Source organism: Streptomyces sp. DG2A-72 (assembly GCF_030499575.1).
Taxonomy (GTDB): domain Bacteria; phylum Actinomycetota; class Actinomycetes; order Streptomycetales; family Streptomycetaceae; genus Streptomyces.
Map to the genome: position 1 here is coordinate 4,908,624 of NZ_JASTLC010000001.1, position 19,799 is coordinate 4,928,422.

Genomic DNA, 19,799 nt, shown 5'->3' on the forward strand with positions numbered 1-19,799 from the left:
GGGAGTGCACTAGCCGACCAGGCGACGCGCGTCGTAATCCTCCCGCGCCGCAAGTACCTCCTCAATATGCTCCTCCGCCCAACGCCCCAGCGCCTCCAGAGGCATGTGCAGCGTGCATCCCAGCGCGGTCAGCTCGTACTCGACCCTCGGCGGCACCTCGGCGTAGACGTGGCGGGTGATGAGGCCGTCGCGTTCCAGGTCTCGCAGGGTGTCGGTGAGGACCTTGGCGCTGATGCCGTCGACGGTGGTGCGTAGGTCGCGGAAGCGCAGTCTGCCGCTGCTGAGGGCGATGACGACCATGGCGGTCCACTTGTTGGCGATGCGGGCCAGCGATGTGCGGGAGGGGCACGTCGCGGTCATCACGTTGAAATCCGGGTGTTGTGGCATGCGTCACACCGGCCCATTGGTTACGTTGAGGTGACTGGTTACCGATGGTGAGTATAGGGCTCCAGCAGCAAGGACTTGACTAAGAGGACTCGACTAAGGAGAGCATCATCATGGAGTCCAACACCCTCACCGTCGCCCGCCGCTACGTCGCCGCCGTGTCCGCAAAGGACTTCGCCGCCGTCGCCGACCTGTTCGCGGCCGACATCGTGTGGCACCAGCCCGGCGACAACGCGGTCTCCGGCACCTACAGCGGCGGGGCCGCGGTGGGCGAGATGTTCGCCGCCCAGATGACCGCCACTGAGGGGACCTTCGAACTGCAGCTGACCGGCGACGCCATGGTCAACGGCGCGCTGGTCGCGATCCCTGTCCGCTTCTCGGCCAAGCGCGCCGGCAGTGAGATGTCGATGGACGGGGTCGACGTGCTGAGGGTCGAGGGCGACAAGATCGCGGAGGTGTGGCTGTTCTCCGCCGACCAGCAGGCCGAGGACGCCTTCTGGGGCGTCGGCTGAACACTGGGCGCCCCGACGGAGTCGTTGGAGCTGCCCTCCTGGTGAGTGAGTGGTTGCTGCCGTCCTGGTGAGTGGATGTTGCCGTCCCGGCCCGTGTCGCACAACCGATATGGACAGCCGCAGCGAGCCGGATACCGGCTGGCGCATACTGGAGGCAATGACAAAGCCCGATGCACCGAAGCGTCACTTGCCTACCAGCCCCTTCAAGCGGCCCGTCGCACCGGCTCCCAAGCACTTTGCCGTCGGCGACCAGGTCACACATGACATGTACGGCCTCGGTCGGGTCATCGGTATCGAGGACGGAATCGCCGCGCTCGTGGACTTCGGTTCGACGCAAGTGCGGATCTTGAGCCCGTACTCGAAGATGACCAAGCTGTAGGGCCACTGTGCCCAGACACCGAAAGGGAGACCTCCCATCGATCTGACCTCGCTGTTCTCCGCTCCGGAAGGGGCGGCGTCGCACTCTGCCATTACGGCATCGCCGCCTCCGGCGACGGACCCCTTCCAGGCACCGGACTTTGGGGAGGACGAGGCTCTCCTGCTCGACTCGGGGCACGCCGACTTCGACCAGTGACAGTGGCGGTAGCAGTGCCTTCGACAGCTCGGCTACGACTATCCAGCCGCCTGCCCGCCTTCCCGGACCGGGCTACTTAGGTTAGGTTCGCCTTACCTAGTTCAACGGCTGGAAAGAAGTCCTCTCATGACCCCCGCCCCCTCCCGTCGCCGCCTCCTCACCGCCGCCGGTGCGCTCGCCTTCGGGCCCCTCCTCGCCGCCTGCGGCAGTGGGGACACGGAGGCGAGGGAACCAGGGGCGAGCAAGGGTGGGCCCTGGTCGTTCAAGGACGACCGTGGCCGTACGGTCCGTACCGACGCGATACCGAAGAACATCGTCGCGTTCGTCAGTGCCGCCGCCGCGCTCCACGACTACGGCATCACGTGCACCGGCGTCTTCGGTCCCACCGAGCCGGTGGACGGGAAGCCGAATCCGCAGGCCGGTGACATGGACGTGAGCAAGCTGACCAGTCTGGGCACCGCCTGGGGACAGTTCAGCGTCGAGAAGTACGCCGCGCTCCAGCCGGATCTGCTGATCAGCAACATGTTCCCGGCGCCGGATCTCTGGTTCGTTCCCGAGGAGAGCCGGGCGAAGATCGAGGCGCTCGCACCAACCGTCGGTATCAGCGTCGCCCGTACCTCGCTGCTGAACCCGCTGAAGCGGACCGCCGAGCTGGCGGAATCCCTCGGCGCCGACCTGAGCGCGAAGAAGGTCGTCGACGACAAAGCCCGCTTCGAAGAGGCCGTCGAGACCCTGCGCGGCGCCGCTCGGGCCAATGGCGGGCTCAAGGTCATGGCGATCACCGGGGACAGCGAGAACTTCTACGTCGCCGTGCCGGACTCGTACAGCGACCTGAACTACTTCAAGGATCTCGGCGTGGACTTCGTCGAGGGCAAGAAGTCCGACGAGTGGGGCTTCTGGGAGTTCCTCAGCTGGGAGAACGTCGACAAGTACGACGCCGATCTCATCATGGTCGACAACCGCTCCAGCGCGATGACCCCCGACCAGCTCGCCGCGAAGGCCACCTGGCGCCAGCTCCCCGCGGTCAAGGCCGGCCAGACCACCCCGTGGTCGATGGAGGAGCGCTTCAGCTACGCCGGGTTCGCCCCCGTCGTCGAACGTCTCGCCACCGCCGTGGAGAAGGCGCAGAAGGTCACCTGACGCCGAAGAGGGTCACCTGACGCCGAAGAGGGTCACCTGACGCCGAAGAAGGTCACCTGACGTCGAAGAAGGTCACCTGACCGCGCTCAGCCACCCAGCGTCCGCGACGGCGGATGCCCGTACCGCTGCCGGTACTGCGCCGCGAACCGGCCGAGGTTGCCGAAGCCCCAGCGGTGGGCGATCTCGGAGACGGTGGCCGAGCCGTCGCGGGCGGCCGCCATCAGGTCCTGATGAGCGCGTTCGAGGCGGACCTCGCGGAGGTAGCCGAGGGGAGTGGTCTCGAGGTGCCGACGGAAGGCCTCCTGCAGGGCGCGCGGGCTGACCCGGGCCCTCGTCGCCAGGTCGGCGAGCGTGTGCGGGCGGTCGGGCTCCTCCTCGACCAGGGTCATCGCGCGGCGCACGGCGGCGTGCGAGACGGTGCCGGTGCGGCGGGCGTCGACGCCCGGGGTGATCAGGCGCTGGGTGGCGACCAGCAGCCCGGCCGCGGTCTGCGTCAGCTGCGCGGCGACGAGCGGGTTGGTGCGGGCGATGCCGTCGCCGAGCACCTCGCGGCGTACGGTCTCGGAGATACCGGCCCAGGTGCGGCCGGCCTGCGGTGAGACGGGCCCGCCGAGTGCGAACCGGGCCCGTACCGGGGCGTCCAGGCCCAGTGCGTCGGCCGCGGCCCGCTCCACGGCCTCCTTCGCCAGCCGCACGGTGACCATCTGCGCGCCGGGCGACCAGTGCACCTGGAAGCTACGGTACGGATCCAGCACGTAGGTCTCGCCGGGGCCGACGCAAGTCTCCTCACGCCCGGGCGAACTCACCCTGACCCGGCCGCGGACGACCTCGCACATCAGCAGGTAGGTGCCGAGCGGCTGAGGCCGGATCAGGGTCTCCGCGTAGAGGTCCGGGGAGCCGTACGACAGTCCGGAGACCGTGATCCCGGGGAACCCGCTCTCCGCGTACCACGCCGAGAACTCCCGTGGATCGCCCAGGCACTGCAGCTCGTACGGGCTGTACGCCTGGCTGATGATCTCCCGGATCTCCTCGAGGTCGCCGCTGCGCACGAGGGTGGTCAGCCTGCTCAGTTCGCCGGACACGGCGCTGAGCGGTGCCATCAGGACAGTCTCCCTCTCTCCGCGTTTTCCGGCCGGAGGCCGCGTTTGGCGAGTAGCCGCCGGAACGCTCCGTTAGTAGCCTCGTCCCTGTCCGTAGTCAAGGCGCCACCGATTCCGCACAACGGTTTCGGGACAGCCGCGCCGCGCGGACACCGCCCTGAACCACGGGGGACGTTCAGGGCGGTTCTTCGTGGAGGACCCCGTCGCGCGAGCACACCGCGCACGGGGTCCCTCTCACTTCTGGGATCGCCCGGGATCGTCCGGATGATCCCGATCATCCGGGACGGGTCTACAGCCAGCCCTTTCGCTTGAAGCCGCGGTGGGTGAAGAAGCAGGCCGTCGCGATGACAGCCATGGCGAGCGGGTAGCCGAAGGTCCAGTGGAGTTCGGGCATGTACCGGAAGTTCATGCCGTAGACGCCGCACACCATCGTCGGTACGGCGATGATCGCGGCCCAGGCGGTGATCTTGCGGGCGTCCTCGTTCTGGGCGACGGTCACCTGCGCGAGATGGGCCTGGAGGATGGAGTCGAGGAGGCCGTCGAAGGCGTGTATCTGCTCGGTGACGCGGGTGAGGTGGTCGGACACGTCCCGGAAGTAGGCCCGTATCCCGGGGGCGACCGAGCAGGTCGGGTCGGTCGCGAGCCGGTTCATGGGGCGGTCCAGCGGGACCACCGCCCGCTTGAATTCGAGCAGTTCGCGCTTGAGCTGGTAGATCCGGCCGGCGTCGCCGCCGCGGCCGTCCCACGGGGAGAAGACATCGCTCTCGACCTGGTCGATGTCGTTCTGGAGGGAGTCGGTGACGGTCAGGTAGTCGTCGACGACATGGTCGGCGATGGCGTGCAGGACGGCCGCCGGACCCTGGGCGAGCTGCCGCGGGTCGGATTCCAGGTCCTCGCGCAGCAGGCCGAGGGAGCCATGGCGGCCGTGGCGCACGGTGACCACGAAGTCGGGTCCCGCGAACACCATGATCTCGCCGGTGTCGACGACCTCGCTGGTCGCGGTGAGTTCGGCGTGCTCGACGTACGTCACCGTCTTGAAGACGGCGAACAGGACGTCGCCGTACTGCTCGACCTTGGGCCGCTGATGGGCGAGGACGGCGTCCTCGACGGCGAGCGGATGCAGGTCGAACAGTTCGGCGATCCGCGCGAACTCGGTCTCGGTGGGCTCGTGCAGACCGAGCCAGACGAAGCCGGTGTGGCTCTGCCAAGCGTCCCGAGGGGAGTGCCGCGAATTGTCGGCGGTCGGCTGCGGCAACGTCGTGGTTGATCGCGCAGTTCCCCGCGCCCCTTTGCGGCGCTGCAGAGCCGTAGCCGATTCCGCCAGGGCCGCTTTGCGGACCCGGGCGACGGATTCCTCGACCGTGTCGGCGGCCTGTTCCCGGATGCCGTCGCGATAGACGACGCAGTTGACCACGGCGGAGCCGAGCGGGGAGCGCGCCGGGTGGCTCAGGTCCACGCGTCGCCCGCGCCGCGCGAGGCGGGCGACTTTGCGCAGGCTGTCGGCCATCGACATACGACACTCTCCGGGTCCTCCGTGGGATCCGGACAGTGTGCCAGGTGGTGGTAAGAGCGCCGTGAGGCCGCCGAGAGGACGCGCGGCCCCTACGACTCGATCCGCACCGGCCGCGACTCACTCACCTGATCGATCTCGGACACCCGCACCGTCACCTTCATCTCCCACTCCCCGGCCACCGGCAACGTGAGCGAACCGTTCCCCCAGTAGCCGCCCTTGTCCGTCAGCTCGGCGTCGATCGGGCCGATGTCCTGGGCGGGGAGGCTGAAGGAGATGCGGAGTTCGGGGACGATGGCCAGGCCGCCGTCGGCGCCGTAGACGACGGCCTCCACGGAGTTGTCGCCGGTGCGGCCCGGGTCGAGGGTGATCTGCACCTTGCCCCGGCCGCCCGTGCCGGCGTCGAAGGGGACGGTGGTGACGGACGCGGCGGGCAGCGCACCGGCCGGTGCCGTCTGCGCCGCCTCGGCCTCCGCCCGGCCCGGCAGCGTCCCGGTGAGCACGGTCGTGATCAGCAGCACCACGGCGGCGACGCCGACTTCGGCCAGCACGGACCGGCGCAGCAGACGGTGGTCCGCAGCGGCCGGTGGGGCGGGGTCCGGCGGCTCCGGGAGGGACGGCGGGCCGCCGACCGGCTCCGGCACCCGTTCCCGTACGACCGCCCCCGGCTCCGGCACCCGTTCCCGTACGACCGCCCCCGGCTCCGGCACCAGTACCCGTACGACCGCCCCCGGCTCCGGCACCCGTTCCCGTACGACCGTCTCCGCCTCCACCGCGAGTGCCTTCGTCGTCCACCTCCGCGAGAACCCGGCCGCCGCCAGCAGCAACGCCACCGCGATCAGCTTGACGACCAGGGTCCGCCCGTACGACGTGTCGGTGAAGGCGCTCCAGGAGCCCAGCCCGCGCCAGGACTGGTAGACGCCGGTGACGACCAGGACGGTCACGGAGGCGAAGGCGAGCCGGGAGAAGCGGGCGACCGTCGGGGCGCAGGACGAGCCCCGGCGGAGGGTGATGAGCAGGGCGCCCAGCCCGCCCAGCCAGACCGCCGTCGCCAGCAGATGCAGCGCGGTCGAGGTGATCGCCACCGGCACCTGGATCCCGGCGGACGCGTGCTCGGCCGCCGCCCAGGTCAGCGCGAGGCCGACGGCGAGGGCGGCGCCGGGCACCTGCGAGAGGCGCCGCTGTGGCAGCGCGGAAAGGCCCCTGCGCAGCAGGACCGCCGCGACCGCCAGCAGCCCCAGCCGCGCCAGCAGCAAGGCACCCGGCCGACCGGACATCGTGCTGCCCAGCGCGGAGGCGTCGAAGGCGGTCGCCGGTCCCGTGCCCGTCTCGTACGGGGCGCGCAGCACCAGCAGGGCGAGGGTGGCGCCGAGCAGGGTCCACCAGGCGGCCCACAGGGGCTTGTTCAGGCGCTCGGGGTCAGGCGGGCGGCAGGCCACGACGAACACGGCCGCGCCGATGAGCAGGGCGCCGGCGAGATAGGCGAGGTAGCGGGCGAGGTCCCAGAGGCTGCCGGTCACCGGGTCCTCGACCGGGCCGGTGTCCACCGTGGCGGCCGTCGCGGAGGGCTTGCCCACGGAGAAGGTGAAGGCGCCCGAGACCGGATGGCTGTCCGCCGACACCACGCGCCAGGCCACCGTGAACGTCCCGGTGTCCGCCTTCGCGGGCAGGCTCACCCGCACCGCGTCCGCACGGCCCGGCACATGCTCCGCCTCACCGAGGCGCAGCCGGTGGCCGCTGGGGTCCAGGATGCGCACGGAGTCGTCGAGCAGACCGACCGACTCCGTGAAGGTCAGGGTGAGTTCACCGGGAGCTGACTTGAGGACGCTTCCGTCGGCCGGGTCGGTGGAACGGAGTGCGGCATGCGCCGACGCCGTTCCCGCGCCGCCGAGGACGAGCAGGACCAGCACGGCGCATAGCAGCACCAGCCCTTGAACTCCTCGCCTGCGGACCACTTCGCTTCTCCGTCGCTCAAGTCTTCTGACGTCTCGGCCACTCCGATACGTACGTAAGAAGCCGCTGGGCTGCTCACCACGTCGGCCGCGCGGACACCCCTCCGTCCACGACCAGGTCGTGCCCGGTAATCCAGGACGCGAGGGGCGAGGCGAGGAACACGCACGCGTCGCCGACGTCCTCGGGCCGCCCGAGCCGCCCGGCGGGGGCTGCCCGTTCCCAGCGCTCCACCCCCTCCGGCCAGTCCTCCGCCAGCCCCTCCCGCTCGATCAGCCCGGGCGAGACCGTGTTGACGCGGATCCCGAACGGCCCGTACTCCAGGGCCGCCGCCCGCGCATGCATGACCACACCGGCCTTGGACGCGGAGTAGTGGGCGTGCAGCGGAGCCGGCTGGTGGGCCTCGATGGAGGCGATGTGCGTCACGCTGCCGCCCCCGCTCTCCCGCATGAGCTCCGCGGCGGCCTGCGTACAGGCGAAGACACTCGACAGATTGGTGTCCACGACCGCCCGCCACTCCTGAGCCGCCATCCCGGGCAGCGGCTGCGTCGGCTGTACGCCCGCGTTGTTGACCAGCGCGGTCAGCGGCCCGGAGGCCCACGCGGCGGCCTCGCGCACGACCCGCCGGCAGGCGTCCGCGTCGGACAGATCGCCCTGCAGGACGACGGCCCGGCGGCCGAGCTCCTCGATCCGGTACGCCACCGCGCGCGCCGCCTCCACGGCCGTACGGCAGTGCAGCGCGACCGCCGCGCCCTCCTCGGCGAACCGCAGCGCGATCCCGCGTCCGATGCCTCCGGACGCGCCCGTGACAAGGGCGGTCTGTCCTTCGAGCAGAGTCATGGACGGCACAGTTCCACGATGCGGGCGGCCTCGGCCGGGTAGCGCGCCGTGAGGTCGGCCACGTCCCCGTGCTCGTAGTCCTGGTAGGTGAAGCCGGGCACCATGGTGCAGCCGAAGAGGGCCCAATCACCGCCCGCGACCACCCGCGCGCCCATCCAGGTGCGGGCCGGGACGGTGAACTGCGGGTGCTGCCCGCCGAGTACGTCCGGACCCAGCACGACCGTCCGCGAGGTGCCGTCCGGGGCGAGCAGCAGCAACTGGAGCGGATCGCCGAGATAGAAGTGCCAGACCTCGTCGGTGGGCAGCCGGTGCAGGGCCGAGAAGTCGTCCGGTGCGGCCGTCAGCAGGGCGACTATGGCCGTGCCGTCGGGCCGCCCGTCCGCCCGCTCGGGCCCGGCCCAGGTCTGCCGGAACAGCCCGCCCTCGCGCGGTATGGGCTGTAGTCCGTAGTGGGCGATCAGGTCTTCCGGGGTCACCCGGGAAAGGCTACCTCCCGGGTGAGGAAGGCCAGTTGGGCGCACTTCTCGGGCAGATACACATCAGGGAGGTCGACCTCCGGCAGGACGACCTCGGGTCCGGCGGTGAAGCCCAGCTTCAGGAAGCGGGCGACCGCCTTCTCGTTTCGCACGTCGGGATCGACCACGATCCGGCGCCGGTCCAGGCCGAGCAGCACGTACGAGACGAGCGCGCCGACCAGCGCCGCGGTCCAGCCGGACCGCGCGCCCTGTGCTCCGGCGGGCGCGAGCAGCAGATGCACCCCGATGTCGCCGGGCTGGACCTCGTAGCAGTGGCCGACCCGGTCGGCGTTCGGCTCGTACGTCTGCAGCACCGCGACCGGTTCCGTGTCCCGCACCACCAGGTAGGCGTGGTGGGTGTCGAGCGTGTCCATGTGGGCGTAGCTCTCGGCCACTTGGTCCCGGGTGAGCCCGTTCATGCCCCAGAAGGAGGCCCGCTCCTCACTCACCCAGCCATGCACCACTTCGGCGTCGGCCCGGGCGTCGAGGGGCAGCACGCGGATGGTGCCGAGGCCGTCGGCCTGCTGCTCGTGGACGGCCTGGCGAGTGGGGGCGTGCGTGTCAGACATCGGTTTCCTTGATGAGTGCGTCGAAGTCGGTGACGACCGGGACCAGATCTCCCCTGGTCCACAGCGGGAGCTGGTCCCGGTGGTGGGCCGAGCCCGGCACCCCGGAGGCGCCGAACGGCACCGCCCAGCCGCTGTCCTCCCGGCGGGCCAGATCCCACACATAGCGGGCGGCCGGACCGCGCGCGGCCAGATCGGTGGTGCCGGGCACGGAGGAGGTGCACAGCACACAGTCGTGATCGCCGGACAGGCCCGGTTCGTCGTACGAGGTGCCGGGCAGCGCCCGCCAGGGAGCCAGGCGGTGGGACTCACCCCACGTGCCCGGCAGCCGGCCGGCGACTTCCTCGACGGCCGCGCGGACGGTCGCGGGGCGGTCGATGCCGTACAACTCCTCGGCGCGCAGCAGATGTCCGAGGGCGAAGCCGATCCGCGGACCGAGGGCGAGCCAGGGGAGGAAGGCCTCCGGGTAGGCGGGCGGGACGGCGAGGGCGACGAACGCGGGGTGCTCGGCGAGCCGCCGTACGACGGCTCCGCGCACCGCCGCATAGGCGGCTGCCTCCGTGCTGTCCGCGTCCATGCGCCTGTCCCAGGCGAGGAGACGGTCCCGCAGGGCGGTGGCCTCGGGGGTGAGGTCGTCGAGGGCGGCGAGGTGCTCCAACAGGGCCCCGGCGGAGCCGAGATGGGTGTCCATGTGGATCGCGGGCATGTCCCCCGCCGTCCACTTCTCCTTCTCCTTCAGGAGGGCGGCGATGCGGTCGGCGCGGTGCGCCGCGGCGAACTCGACGCCGAGGGGCGTGGAGGGGCCGCGCTGGTTCGCCATCACCGCGGTGCCGTCGGTGAGTTCGCCGTACGGCATCTCGTGCCAGCCCTGCCACTCGTGACCGGGCTCCCAAGCAGGCACGAGGCGGGTGCGGTTGGCGGTGCCGCGCACCGGCACCTTGCCTGCCACGCGATGCAGCAGGCCGCCCTCGGTGTCGGCGGCCATGACGACGTTCACGGGCTCGGCCCAGCGGTCGAAGGCACGGTCCACGTCGACGACCCGGCGGGCGCGCAGGAGGGGGAGGAGAGCGTCGAAGCCGAGGTCGCCGGTGACGCGGGGCGGGTAGCGGAGGCTGACGGCTTCGGGCGTCCCGTCGTCGAGCCCTTCGGGGCCGCCGATGATCACCGGTCCGCGCTCGGTCTCGATCACCTCGACCGGGACCGGTTCCTCGCCCGCGACCTCGATGACCTCCGTGTGCCGGGGAGCCCGCACCCAGGTGCCGTCCGGGCCGAGCGCCTCGACGCCCGCGCCCGTCCGCCGCAGCCGCTCCCGGTACAGGTCCTGGTAGTCGGCCATCGCGTTGGTGATGGCCCAGGCGACCGTGCCGGTGTGGCCGAAGTGGGCGATGCCGGGGACGCCGGGGACGGCGATGCCGACCACGTCGAACTCGGGGCAGGAGAGGTGGATCTGCTGGTATATACCGGGATCCTCGATGAACCGGTGCGGGTCCCCGGCGATGACGGCGGCACCGGTCGTGGTCCGCTCACCGCCCACCAGCCAGCCGTTGCTGCCGGAGGTGCCGGGCCCGTCGGCGGCGAACAGGCCGACCGCGTCCTCGCCGAGCTGCCGGACGACCTGCTCACGCCAGAGCTTGGCCGGGAACCCGGCGAACAGGAGGTGGACGGCGAGCCAGACGCCCAGCGGGGTCCAGGGCTCCCAGCGGCCGGGAGCCAAGGGCTCCGCTGAAGTTGCCGGGATATGCCGTCGGTCCGCCGCGGCGCCATCGTGGCTGGTCGCGCCCCGCGGCGGAGCCGCATATCGACACAGCCCCGCGCCCGCACGGGCGAACTCGGGGGCGCGTTGGGCCCCTTCCGCCAGCCCTTCGTTGACGCCGTCGACGTACGCCCGTACCCAGTCCGCCGTATCGGAGTCCAGGGCGTCGAAGCACCGTCTCGCGGTGTCGTCGATGCGGGCCCGTCTCGCGAGGAGGTCCCAGGGGAGGGCGCCGGCGCCGAGGAAGGAGGCGGAGGTGCCCTGGGCGCGGTGCCGTTCGACCTCCAGCTGCCAGGCCCGGTCGAGTGCGGTGACGCGGCCCTGCGCACGGGCGAGGTCGGCCACGCCGCCGGCTCGCAGATGCGGGATTCCCCAGGCGTCGCGGTAGATCTCGGCGGTCACACTGCGGCCCTTCCATGCATTAGGTTAGCCTTACCTAAGTAAGTTCGTGGCGGAATCGTACGCGAGGAGTGGAGAAGCGATGGGGCAGGGGCACGGCTGGGAGGGTGCGGTCCTCAAACTGCTGCGCGCGAAGGACTTCGTGTTCACGGTGACCGGCGCCGAGGACGTCACCGAGCACTACCGGCGGCTCCACCTCAGCGACGGCGGCATGCTCGCGACGACCGGCGTCCACCCCACGATGTGGGTACGCCTGTGGTTTGACAACGGAAGCAAGCCGCACCAGCGGGCGTACACCCTCGTCGACCCGGACCTCGCGGCCGGCACCTTCAGCCTGGAGTTCGCCCTGCACGAGGGCGTCGCCAGTGGCTGGGCACGGGCGGCGCAGCCCGGCGACACCATCGAGGCGACGGTCCACGGCACCGGGTTCGAGGAGCCGAGCCCCACCCCGACCCACGTCTTCGCGATGGGCGACCCGGCCTCGCTGCCCGCCATCAACTCCCTGCTCGACGCGCTGGGTTCCGCCCCGGCCACCATCTGGTTCGAGGGCGGCGCCGACGAGCTGCCCTGCCGCGCCGACCCGTCCCGCCACGAGCTGCGCCAGGTACTGCGGCTCGACTCCGGCACACATCTCGTCGAGCGGGTGAAGGCGGACCTGCCGGACCTGCTCAAGGGCACTTCGGACCCGTATGTCTGGATCGCCTGCGACACGGCGACGACGCGCAGGCTGAGCGCATACGTCCGCAAGGAACTCGGCGTCCCCAAGGAGCGGATGCACGCACTGGGGTACTGGCGCGCGTCCTGAGCCCGCAGGCGGCATCATCGACCCATGGACGTCACCCTGCACCTCGCCCAGGACCCCGAGGCCGACGCGCTGCTCGGGCGCAGTCCGCTCGCCGCGCTCACCGGGATGCTGCTGGACCAGCAGATCCCGATGGAGTGGGCGTTCAAGGGCCCGGCGACGATCGCCCAGCGCATGGGCGCCGACGACCTCCACGCACACGACATCGCCGCCCACGACCCCGAGGCCTTCGCCGCGCTGCTCTCCGAGAAGCCGGCGGTGCACCGCTACCCGGGGTCGATGGCGGGGCGCATCCAGCAGCTGTGCCAGTACCTCGTCGAGCACTACGACGGCGACGCCGAGGCCCTGTGGAAGGACGTCGACAGCGGCACCGAACTGCTCAAGCGGCTCCAGGACCTGCCCGGGTTCGGCAAGCAGAAGGCCCAGATCTTCCTCGCCCTCCTTGGCAAGCAGCTCGGCGTACAGCCGACGGGATGGCGCGAGGCCGCGGGAGCGTACGGCGAGGCGAAGTCCTTCCGCTCCGTCGCCGACATCACCGGCCCGGAGTCACTGGCCAAGGTCCGCGCCCACAAGCAGGAGATGAAGGCGGCGGCGAAGGCGGCGAAGGCCGCGGGGAAGTAGGGGTCCGCGCACGGCCCCCGGGAAGCCCTCCGGGAAGTCCCCCGGGAAGTCCCCCGGGAAGTCCCCCGGAAATTAAGCCGATTGGCCCACACCAGGTGGCAATCGGGTCCAATCCGGTCAAAGCATGAAGCATGACCGAGGCACCGAGCGGTCCCCCCTGGGGCCCGGAGTACGACGACCGCCGGGTGCATGCCGCCGTGCGCGAGCCCCGCCCGGGTGGCGCCGAACCGCCGCTCGAAGGCCCCCTGCACGTCCTCTCCCGCACCGCCTGGCAGGCCGTACTCCTCACCGGGATCGCCTCCCTGGTCCTCGGCGTCCTGGTCCTGGTCTGGCCGGGCGCGTCCCTGTGGGCGGCCGGCGTCCTGTTCGGCCTCTACCTCCTGGTCAGCGGCGTACTCCAGCTCGCCTCCGCCTTCGGCACGCACACGACGACCTCGCTGCGCGTCCTGGCCTTCATCAGCGGCGCCGTGTCGATCCTGCTGGGCCTGTTCTGCTTCCGCGGCGCCATGCAGTCGATCCTGCTGCTGGCCCTGTGGATCGGCATCGGCTGGCTGATCCGCGGCATCACCCAGACGCTGGCCGCCGTCCACGACCCGTCGATGCCCGCGCGCGGCTGGCAGATCTTCCTCGGCGTCCTCACCTTCGTCGCCGGCATCGTGCTGATCGACTCCCCCTTCGAGTCGGTCGCCGTGCTCACCCTGGTCGGCGGCTGGTGGCTGGTCGCGGTCGGCGTCGTCGAGATCATCACGGCGCTGCGGATCCGCGGCCGCGCGAGTCGGGTGCCACGCGAACTGTGAACGCCGTGCGCATCTGGTCCCGGGTCCTCGTCCTGCTCCTCGCCCTCCTCGTGCCGGGCGAGCACACGGCACACGCGGTGACGGTCACGGCCGAGACCACCGCCGTGGTCGCCGAGTACGACGACACCGTCCTACGGTCCACAGCCCGCGCCGGCAACCGTGCCGCCGCACCCCTGCGCCCCGCACCCCGCCCGCACCCCCGGCCCGCCGCACCACCGGCCGCCCCACCACTCCCGGCACCAACCCACCCCGAGCCCGTCCTCCACACCCTCCGCACGGTGGTCCTGCGCTGCTGACAGGGGCCTGCCTCCCGCCCCCACCCATCAGCCAACGCAAGGACGACACAGCCATGCCCAACGACCCGTACGCGGTCCTACGCGCCCTCCTCCGCGCGGAGGCCATCCGCAACGCCCCCAAGCCCAAGCCCCAACAGCAACAACAGCCGCCGAAGAAGCCTGAACGCGGCTAGGTCAGCGGAACCGGTGAGGGGCGGGTGCGCACAGCGCCCCGTCAGGGGCGCGGGGCTGTATCCATATGCGGCTCCGCCGCGCGGGCGCGACAAGCCCCCACCGGCCCGCAGACAAAGACCCGCCGCTACGGTTTGTCCTGTACGGCGGGCAGTTCGAGGACACTGGTGAGTGTCGGCGAGGAACACCGGCACGCCCTGCGCGCTGAGCTGCTCGGCGATCAGCTGGAGGGCACGGTCTCGCTGTCGCTCATATCAGGCCCCTGCTTCCATATCCGGCCCCTTGCTTCCGGCATAGTCGAGCCCACGCTTCCGGTTTGCCCAGGTTTACGGCATCTTTTGCAACGTCGCACTCCCTCTCCATGGCTGCGCCCGGAAGCTCTTGACCGGTAGGCTTTCCGTGTGATCTTCAAGCGCATCGGAAACGGCCGGCCGTACCCCGACCACGGCCGGGAAAGCACCCGGCAGTGGGCGGACGTCGCACCGCGCCCGGTCCGCCTCGATCAGCTCGTGACGACGAAGGGCCAACTCGACCTGGAGACACTCCTGGCCGAGGACTCGACCTTCTATGGCGATCTGTTCGCACACGTCGTCAAGTGGCAGGGCGACCTGTACCTGGAGGACGGTCTGCACCGCGCGGTCCGGGCGGCCCTCCAGCAGCGCCAGGTGCTGCACGCGCGCGTCCTCGAACTGGACTAACGGCGAACTGGTTCCCCTAACGGGTTGAACTGCGCGCTGGCAATGATCATCTAGTAGGAATCGTCGCCCGCGCGCACTACGCTGCGCCCATGAGCATGCTGACTCCCCCCGGCATGGGCGGCCAGTACCGGATCAAGGGTGACAAGTACCCCCGGATGCGCCGGCCCCGGCGGCGCGGCAGGCTCGTGGCCGGGCTCGTGGCCTCGGTCGCCGCTCTCGGGCTGGTCGGCTGGGGCACGCTGCAGCTCATCGACCTCTTCTCGGGCGGCGGCGACTCCGCCTCGGCGGCCGGCCCCAAGTCGGACTGCTCGTCCAAGGCGAGCCCCTCGCCGAGCACCACCGCCGCCGTTCCCGCGCCCGGCAAGATCACCGTCAACGTGCTCAACGCCACGACCCGCAGCGGGCTGGCCAAGCAGACGGCGGACGAGCTGAAGAAACGTGGCTTCCGGATCGGCGACGTGGGCAACGCGACCGCGGAGTTCGACAAGAAGGTCAAGGGCACCGGGCTGCTGCTCGGCCCCGCCTCCTCCCTCAACACCTCACTGCCGGTGCTCGCCACCCAGCTCAGCACCGCCGAGCGCCGAACGGACGCCGCCCGCAAGGGCACGGCCGTCGACCTGATCCTCGGCAACGGCTTCAAGGCGCTGACCACGAAGAAGGACGCCGACAAGGCACTGGCCGCACTGACCGGGCCTCAGCCAACGCCCTCTTCGTCGAAGCAGAGCTGCTGACTTCGTCGAAGCAGAGCTGCTGAAGAAGACCTGCTGAAACAGGCGTACTGCCCAGCGGCCTACTCGGCGGCCCCGTACATCCGGTCCCCCGCGTCCCCCAGGCCCGGGACGATGTAGCCGTGCTCGTTGAGGCGCTCGTCGACCGACGCCGTCACGACCGTCACCGGCGTGCCGGCCAGCTCGCGCTCCATGAGCTCGACGCCTTCCGGCGCGGCGAGCAGCACCACGGCGGTCACGTCGTCCGCGCCGCGCTTGATCAGCTCCTGGATCGCCGCGACCAGGGTGCCGCCGGTGGCCAGCATCGGGTCGAGGACGTACACCTGGCGCCCGGAGAGGTCCTCCGGCATCCGGGTGGCGTACGTGGACGCCTGGAGCGTCTCTTCGTCACGCACCATGCCCATGAAGCCCACCTCGGCGGTCGGCAGCAGCCGGACCATGCCGTCCAGCATGCCGAGGCCGGCCCGCAGGATCGGCACCACCAGCGGGCGGGGGTGGGACAGCCTGACGCCGGTGGTCGAGGCGACCGGCGTGGTGATGTCGACCTGCTCGGTGCGCACGTCGCGCGTGGCCTCGTAGGCGAGCAGGGTGACCAGTTCGTCGGCGAGCCGCCGGAAGGTCGCGGAGTCGGTGCGCTGGTCGCGCAGCGCGGTGAGCTTGTGGGCGACCAGGGGGTGGTCGACGACGTGGAGACGCATGGCCTAACAGTAACCGGGCCGCCGTAGCCCTTGTGCTGGCATCAAACCGCCCATCAGAGGGAAAGTGGGAGGGACGTACGGGGGTGTAGCCGATGTCCGATCGTGAGTCCGGAACGGACCCGTCGCCGCGGGAGACCGACGCCGAGCGCAGGCGGCGCCGGGCGGTCTTCCTGCGCGAACTCGCCGAGGCCCGCGAGCTGCGCGACCGCGTCCAGCCCCGCCGCGCCAAGACGGCCCGCCTGCGGCACGCGATGCGAATGCGCACCTTCCGCTGGTAGCGCGACCCGCCTACGCGGGCGCCCGCGTACGAATGCGGTGCCATGGCCGCGTACCATCCCGCTGGTGGACGATCAAAACGTGCGGACACAGGGAGCCGAAGACGTCCCCTGAACGCCTTGTTTCTGCCACGATTCCGAGTGGGCGGGGCTCGGAGTTCCGCACTCCTCGCCCGCAAACCTCCGCCGGGGGGACCCCCAACCGGCACGCCTATGACCAGTGGGAGAGTCACGGTGTACTTCGCCGCACTGCTCGCGCGCACCGAAGACGGGTGGGAAGCGAGCGACACAGAGCTCGACGATGTGGAGACCCTGTCGGATCTCGCCGACCTGGCCCGGGAGTCCTCGACCGACGACGACACGGTGCTCGTCCTCATCGAGCAGGAGGACGCCTGGTTCGGCGTCGTCCGCGTCGACGGTGAGGACGACCCTCGTATCTACGTCTCGGACGCCGCCGCCGCTGCCCGCAGCAGCTACGGCGAGATCCTGCTCACCGACGAACTGCTCGGCCGGGACCCGGGTGACGACGATGTCGCCGACCTGGACTCCCTCGACCTCGACGGCACCGAGGACGGTGAGTCCGAGGACGACGCCGACGGCGAGGACGACAGCCCCTCCGCCGAGGCCGTGCCGCACGGCCCGGTCGGTGACGCACGGGTCCTCGACGACCTGGGCGTCAGCGAGAAGGAGTTGCTGACCCTGTCGGTCGACGCGCTCACCGAGATCGCCGACGCGCTGGGCGCCTCGGACATCCTGGAGGCCGTCCGCTGACCGGCCGGGCCGGGGAGTCCGCCCAGGTCCGCCGGACCCGGTACGCGACCGCTGGCGGGCCGCGATGCGGCTCGCCCTGGACGAGGCGGCACACGCGGTCCGGGGCGGAGACGTCCCCGTCGGCGCGCTGGTGCTGTCCCCGGACGGTACGACCGTGCTCGCGACCGGCCACAACGAACGCGAGGCCACCGGCGACCCGACGGCCCACGCCGAGGTGCTCGCCATCCGGCGGGCGGCGGCGAAATTGGGAGGTGCGGCGCGTAGCGTCTCCGGCAAGGGTGGCGGTGGGCGGCGGGCGGGAGAGTGGCGCCTGACGGGCTGCACGCTCGTCGTGACCCTCGAGCCCTGCACGATGTGCGCGGGCGCGATCGTCCAGTCCCGTGTGGACCGGGTCGTCTACGGCGCCCGGGACGACAAGGCGGGCGCGGCCGGCTCCCTCTGGGACGTCGTACGCGACCGACGGCTCAACCACCGGCCCGAGGTGATCGAGGGCGTACTCGCCGAGGAGTGCGCCCGGATCCTCACCGGCTTCTTCCGCGACCGCTGAGGCCGGGGATGAGGACGGCTGCACCGCCCGGACCGGCGAATACCGATCCCGGACCGGCGAATACCGATTTCAAACCACACCCCACCGTGCTGTAAGGTCTTTCCCGGTAGCGTGTCCGAGCGGCCGAAGGAGCTCGCCTCGAAAGCGAGTGTGGCGCAAGTCACCGAGGGTTCAAATCCCTCCGCTACCGCTGGAGAAGGGCCCCGTCGCGAGACGGGGCCCTTCGTGCGTCCGGAGCGGACTCGACGCCCTCGCAAAAGCGCCTCACCCGCGGGCCGTTGGTCCCTGAGAATGGCGCGAAGGTTACACTCGCCGCCGTCAACAGGGGGCCCTCAGGGCACAGCAGGCACAGAGGAGGCCGCGGTGGCGGTGAATTCGAAGAAGATCGCCCTCTATGTCCTCGTGGTCTTCGTGCTCTACGTGATCATCACGGATCCGGCGAAGGCCGCCGACTATGTCCAGATAGGCTTCGAGGGCATATCGGACGCCGCGAAGGCCCTCGGCGACTTCGCGTCCTGGGTCGCCAACGGAGGAGAGTCATGATCCGTCATCTGGTCCTCTTCAAGCTCAACGAGGGCGTCGAACGCGACGACCCGCGCGTGACGAAGGGCGTGGAGATCTTCCGCGCACTCGACGGCAAGATCCCCGAGATCCGCTCCTGGGAGCTGGGCTGGAACTTCAGCGACCGGCCCATCGCGTACGACTTCGCGATCAACTCGGCGTTCGAGGACCGCGCGGCCCTGCGGACGTACGCCATGCACCCGGAGCATCAGGCGGGCGTCAGCCTGTGGGGCGAGTTCGCCACGTGGGTGATCGCCGACTATGAGTTCTGACTATGAGTTCTGAGCCGCCGGTTCGTTTCTGAACCACGGTCTTTGAAGCCCTCCGCCGTTCCGGCGGAGGGCTTTTGCGCATCTTATGCCCCACTTTGCCGTCAACACGTGGTTATACGGTGCTTGCATGCAATGCACATGTCTTGTGATGCTATGACAGCTTTTGACGGATGAGGCGGATGAGTTGACCGAGGAAGAGGTGGCGTTGACCGTGTCGGCCAGTACTGCGCCGCCCCAGGACGAGGCTCCCGCTCAGGCCGAGACGCCGGCTACCGAACCCGAGGCCCAGGACCAGCCCCCCGCCCCCGAGAAGCGCCGCGGCGCCGACACCCGGGCGCTCACGCAGGTGCTCTTCGGCGAGCTCAAGGAGCTGGAGCCGGGCACTCCGGAGCACAACCGGGTGCGCGGGGCGCTCATCGAGGCCAACCTTCCGCTCGTGCGCTACGCGGCGGCCCGCTTCCGCTCCCGCAACGAGCCCATGGAGGACGTCGTCCAGGTCGGCACCATCGGGCTCATCAACGCCATCGACCGCTTCGACCCGGACCGGGGCGTGCAGTTCCCGACCTTCGCGATGCCGACGGTCGTCGGCGAGATCAAGCGGTACTTCCGCGACAACGTCCGCACGGTCCATGTCCCGCGCCGGCTGCACGAGCTGTGGGTGCAGGTCAACAGCGCGACCGAGGATCTGACGACGGCCTTCGGGCGCTCCCCGAGCACCGCCGAGATCGCCGAGCGGCTGCGCATCACGGAGGAGGAGGTGCTGTCCTGCATCGAGGCGGGACGGTCGTACCACGCCACCTCCCTGGAGGCGGCCCAGGAGGGCGACGGCCTGCCAGGACTCCTCGACCGGCTCGGCTACGAGGACCCGGCGCTGGACGGCGTCGAGCACCGCGACCTCGTCCGGCATCTGCTGGTCCAACTCCCCGAACGCGAACAGCGCATCCTGCTGCTGCGCTACTACAGCAATCTCACCCAGTCGCAAATCAGTGCGGAACTCGGCGTCTCCCAGATGCATGTTTCACGGCTACTCGCGCGTAGCTTCCAGCGGCTGCGCTCGGCGAACAGGATCGACGCTTAAGCGGCTCACAACCGCATAGAGGATCGAGCCGTCACCGTCGCGAGCGAATCGCTCACCAGGGCGGATCCCGACAGTTCTGTGCCGATAAACCGTCAGACCCCCTTTATCCAGGGCGGATTCGAGTCTCACATGTCGACATGTCACTACAGCGTGTTGCCGACATGTGACATTCTGCGGGAAGCGCGTTTGCCGGGGCTGCGGCTCCGGTATTCAGGTGAAGGCTGGCGTTCCTCGATGGAGC

General features: G+C 70.5%; 24 protein-coding genes and 1 tRNA gene. 16 read left to right on the forward strand and 9 right to left on the reverse strand.

Translation table 11 applies throughout. The annotated features are described in order from the left end of the window. Positions 1-9: 9 nt before the first annotated feature. Positions 10-387 (reverse strand): helix-turn-helix domain-containing protein, encoded by a 378-nt coding sequence (locus QQY66_RS23350; RefSeq protein ID WP_301982274.1) that lies wholly within the window; start codon positions 385-387, stop codon positions 10-12. 110 nt (positions 388-497) lie between these two features. Between QQY66_RS23350 and QQY66_RS23355 the strand changes: the two genes are divergently transcribed. From QQY66_RS23355 to QQY66_RS23365, 3 genes are all read left to right on the forward strand, one after another. Next, the gene (locus QQY66_RS23355) at positions 498-896 is read left to right on the forward strand and encodes a nuclear transport factor 2 family protein (protein ID WP_301982275.1); all 399 of its coding nucleotides are present in this window, start codon (positions 498-500) and stop codon (positions 894-896) included. 157 nt (positions 897-1,053) lie between these two features. After that, the gene (locus QQY66_RS23360; protein ID WP_301987464.1) at positions 1,054-1,275 is read left to right on the forward strand and encodes a hypothetical protein; all 222 of its coding nucleotides are present in this window, start codon (positions 1,054-1,056) and stop codon (positions 1,273-1,275) included. A 321-nt stretch (positions 1,276-1,596) separates the two neighbouring features. Beyond that, the gene (locus QQY66_RS23365; protein WP_301982276.1) at positions 1,597-2,610 is read left to right on the forward strand and encodes an ABC transporter substrate-binding protein; all 1,014 of its coding nucleotides are present in this window, start codon (positions 1,597-1,599) and stop codon (positions 2,608-2,610) included. Positions 2,611-2,696: 86 nt separating this feature from the next. On the opposite strand, the gene QQY66_RS23370 is transcribed toward QQY66_RS23365, so the two are convergent. The 7 genes from QQY66_RS23370 to QQY66_RS23400 all read right to left on the reverse strand — a co-directional run bounded on the left by QQY66_RS23370 (position 2,697) and on the right by QQY66_RS23400 (position 11,246). Next, complete coding sequence (locus QQY66_RS23370; protein ID WP_301982277.1) at positions 2,697-3,710, reverse strand: AraC family transcriptional regulator; 1,014 nt, start codon at positions 3,708-3,710, stop codon at positions 2,697-2,699. A gap of 289 nt (positions 3,711-3,999) precedes the next feature. Beyond that, entirely contained in the window at positions 4,000-5,223 is a 1,224-nt protein-coding gene (locus tag QQY66_RS23375) for a magnesium and cobalt transport protein CorA (RefSeq protein WP_301982278.1), read from the reverse strand. A gap of 89 nt (positions 5,224-5,312) precedes the next feature. Then, positions 5,313-7,145, reverse strand: a complete 1,833-nt coding sequence (locus QQY66_RS23380; protein ID WP_301982279.1) for a copper resistance CopC/CopD family protein — start codon at positions 7,143-7,145, stop codon at positions 5,313-5,315. Between the two features lie 103 nt (positions 7,146-7,248). Beyond that, entirely contained in the window at positions 7,249-8,010 is a 762-nt protein-coding gene (locus QQY66_RS23385; protein WP_301982280.1) for an SDR family NAD(P)-dependent oxidoreductase, read from the reverse strand. After that, positions 8,007-8,486 (reverse strand): cupin domain-containing protein, encoded by a 480-nt coding sequence (locus tag QQY66_RS23390; protein WP_301982281.1) that lies wholly within the window; start codon positions 8,484-8,486, stop codon positions 8,007-8,009. Before QQY66_RS23390 ends, QQY66_RS23385 begins: the two co-directional genes overlap by 4 nt. Further along, entirely contained in the window at positions 8,483-9,094 is a 612-nt protein-coding gene (locus QQY66_RS23395) for a GNAT family N-acetyltransferase (protein ID WP_301982282.1), read from the reverse strand. Before QQY66_RS23395 ends, QQY66_RS23390 begins: the two co-directional genes overlap by 4 nt. Continuing rightward, positions 9,087-11,246 carry a penicillin acylase family protein gene (locus tag QQY66_RS23400; RefSeq protein WP_301982283.1) on the reverse strand — a complete coding sequence of 720 codons (2,160 nt, stop codon included), beginning with the start codon at positions 11,244-11,246 and terminating at the stop codon, positions 9,087-9,089. The genes QQY66_RS23395 and QQY66_RS23400 overlap by 8 nt, the downstream gene beginning before the upstream one ends. 79 nt (positions 11,247-11,325) lie before the next feature. Between QQY66_RS23400 and QQY66_RS23405 the strand changes: the two genes are divergently transcribed. From QQY66_RS23405 to QQY66_RS23430, 6 genes are all read left to right on the forward strand, one after another. Then, on the forward strand, positions 11,326-12,048 hold the full coding sequence (locus tag QQY66_RS23405; protein WP_301982284.1) for a siderophore-interacting protein: 723 nt from the start codon (positions 11,326-11,328) through the stop codon (positions 12,046-12,048). Positions 12,049-12,072: 24 nt separating this feature from the next. Continuing rightward, the gene (locus tag QQY66_RS23410) at positions 12,073-12,666 is read left to right on the forward strand and encodes an HhH-GPD-type base excision DNA repair protein (RefSeq protein ID WP_301982285.1); all 594 of its coding nucleotides are present in this window, start codon (positions 12,073-12,075) and stop codon (positions 12,664-12,666) included. Positions 12,667-12,797: 131 nt separating this feature from the next. Continuing rightward, positions 12,798-13,463, forward strand: a complete 666-nt coding sequence (locus QQY66_RS23415) for an HdeD family acid-resistance protein (RefSeq protein ID WP_301982286.1) — start codon at positions 12,798-12,800, stop codon at positions 13,461-13,463. Between the two features lie 5 nt (positions 13,464-13,468). Continuing rightward, positions 13,469-13,759 (forward strand): hypothetical protein, encoded by a 291-nt coding sequence (locus tag QQY66_RS23420; protein WP_301982287.1) that lies wholly within the window; start codon positions 13,469-13,471, stop codon positions 13,757-13,759. Positions 13,760-14,331: 572 nt separating this feature from the next. Beyond that, a complete protein-coding gene (locus QQY66_RS23425; RefSeq protein WP_003999914.1) occupies positions 14,332-14,628 on the forward strand; it encodes a type II toxin-antitoxin system VapB family antitoxin in 297 nt (98 codons plus the stop codon). Positions 14,629-14,717: 89 nt separating this feature from the next. Next, positions 14,718-15,359 (forward strand): LytR C-terminal domain-containing protein, encoded by a 642-nt coding sequence (locus tag QQY66_RS23430; RefSeq protein WP_301982288.1) that lies wholly within the window; start codon positions 14,718-14,720, stop codon positions 15,357-15,359. A 59-nt stretch (positions 15,360-15,418) separates the two neighbouring features. Here QQY66_RS23430 and upp read toward each other — a convergent pair whose 3' ends face one another. After that, positions 15,419-16,054, reverse strand: coding sequence for a uracil phosphoribosyltransferase (upp, locus tag QQY66_RS23435; RefSeq protein ID WP_301982289.1), 636 nt, complete (start codon positions 16,052-16,054; stop codon positions 15,419-15,421). A 92-nt stretch (positions 16,055-16,146) separates the two neighbouring features. Between upp and QQY66_RS23440 the strand changes: the two genes are divergently transcribed. The 7 genes from QQY66_RS23440 to QQY66_RS23470 all read left to right on the forward strand — a co-directional run bounded on the left by QQY66_RS23440 (position 16,147) and on the right by QQY66_RS23470 (position 19,558). Beyond that, positions 16,147-16,332, forward strand: a complete 186-nt coding sequence (locus QQY66_RS23440; RefSeq protein WP_210582305.1) for a hypothetical protein — start codon at positions 16,147-16,149, stop codon at positions 16,330-16,332. A 231-nt stretch (positions 16,333-16,563) separates the two neighbouring features. Continuing rightward, complete coding sequence (locus QQY66_RS23445) at positions 16,564-17,100, forward strand: hypothetical protein (RefSeq protein WP_301987465.1); 537 nt, start codon at positions 16,564-16,566, stop codon at positions 17,098-17,100. Between the two features lie 64 nt (positions 17,101-17,164). Beyond that, positions 17,165-17,647, forward strand: a complete 483-nt coding sequence (locus tag QQY66_RS23450; RefSeq protein WP_301982291.1) for a nucleoside deaminase — start codon at positions 17,165-17,167, stop codon at positions 17,645-17,647. A 105-nt stretch (positions 17,648-17,752) separates the two neighbouring features. After that, positions 17,753-17,837: transfer RNA gene (locus QQY66_RS23455), tRNA-Ser, on the forward strand. A 173-nt stretch (positions 17,838-18,010) separates the two neighbouring features. Beyond that, positions 18,011-18,190 (forward strand): hypothetical protein, encoded by a 180-nt coding sequence (locus tag QQY66_RS23460; protein ID WP_301982292.1) that lies wholly within the window; start codon positions 18,011-18,013, stop codon positions 18,188-18,190. Then, positions 18,187-18,480 (forward strand): Dabb family protein, encoded by a 294-nt coding sequence (locus tag QQY66_RS23465; RefSeq protein ID WP_301982293.1) that lies wholly within the window; start codon positions 18,187-18,189, stop codon positions 18,478-18,480. The genes QQY66_RS23460 and QQY66_RS23465 overlap by 4 nt, the downstream gene beginning before the upstream one ends. Before the next feature lie 205 nt (positions 18,481-18,685). Further along, positions 18,686-19,558 (forward strand): RNA polymerase sigma factor SigF, encoded by an 873-nt coding sequence (locus QQY66_RS23470; RefSeq protein WP_301987466.1) that lies wholly within the window; start codon positions 18,686-18,688, stop codon positions 19,556-19,558. Positions 19,559-19,799 lie beyond the last annotated feature (241 nt).

Coding starts and splice junctions, on each gene's coding strand:
- QQY66_RS23405 (WP_301982284.1), top strand. CDS start 11,326: ATGGGGCAGGGGCACGGCTGGGAGGGTGCGGTCCTCAAACTGCTGCGC.
- QQY66_RS23365 (WP_301982276.1), top strand. CDS start 1,597: ATGACCCCCGCCCCCTCCCGTCGCCGCCTCCTCACCGCCGCCGGTGCG.
- QQY66_RS23395 (WP_301982282.1), bottom strand. CDS start 9,094: ATGTCTGACACGCACGCCCCCACTCGCCAGGCCGTCCACGAGCAGCAG.
- QQY66_RS23430 (WP_301982288.1), top strand. CDS start 14,718: ATGAGCATGCTGACTCCCCCCGGCATGGGCGGCCAGTACCGGATCAAG.
- QQY66_RS23355 (WP_301982275.1), top strand. CDS start 498: ATGGAGTCCAACACCCTCACCGTCGCCCGCCGCTACGTCGCCGCCGTG.
- QQY66_RS23465 (WP_301982293.1), top strand. CDS start 18,187: ATGATCCGTCATCTGGTCCTCTTCAAGCTCAACGAGGGCGTCGAACGC.
- QQY66_RS23410 (WP_301982285.1), top strand. CDS start 12,073: ATGGACGTCACCCTGCACCTCGCCCAGGACCCCGAGGCCGACGCGCTG.
- QQY66_RS23370 (WP_301982277.1), bottom strand. CDS start 3,710: ATGGCACCGCTCAGCGCCGTGTCCGGCGAACTGAGCAGGCTGACCACC.
- QQY66_RS23415 (WP_301982286.1), top strand. CDS start 12,798: ATGACCGAGGCACCGAGCGGTCCCCCCTGGGGCCCGGAGTACGACGAC.
- QQY66_RS23440 (WP_210582305.1), top strand. CDS start 16,147: ATGTCCGATCGTGAGTCCGGAACGGACCCGTCGCCGCGGGAGACCGAC.
- QQY66_RS23350 (WP_301982274.1), bottom strand. CDS start 387: ATGCCACAACACCCGGATTTCAACGTGATGACCGCGACGTGCCCCTCC.
- QQY66_RS23375 (WP_301982278.1), bottom strand. CDS start 5,223: ATGTCGATGGCCGACAGCCTGCGCAAAGTCGCCCGCCTCGCGCGGCGC.
- QQY66_RS23450 (WP_301982291.1), top strand. CDS start 17,165: ATGCGGCTCGCCCTGGACGAGGCGGCACACGCGGTCCGGGGCGGAGAC.
- upp (WP_301982289.1), bottom strand. CDS start 16,054: ATGCGTCTCCACGTCGTCGACCACCCCCTGGTCGCCCACAAGCTCACC.
- QQY66_RS23385 (WP_301982280.1), bottom strand. CDS start 8,010: ATGACTCTGCTCGAAGGACAGACCGCCCTTGTCACGGGCGCGTCCGGA.
- QQY66_RS23360 (WP_301987464.1), top strand. CDS start 1,054: ATGACAAAGCCCGATGCACCGAAGCGTCACTTGCCTACCAGCCCCTTC.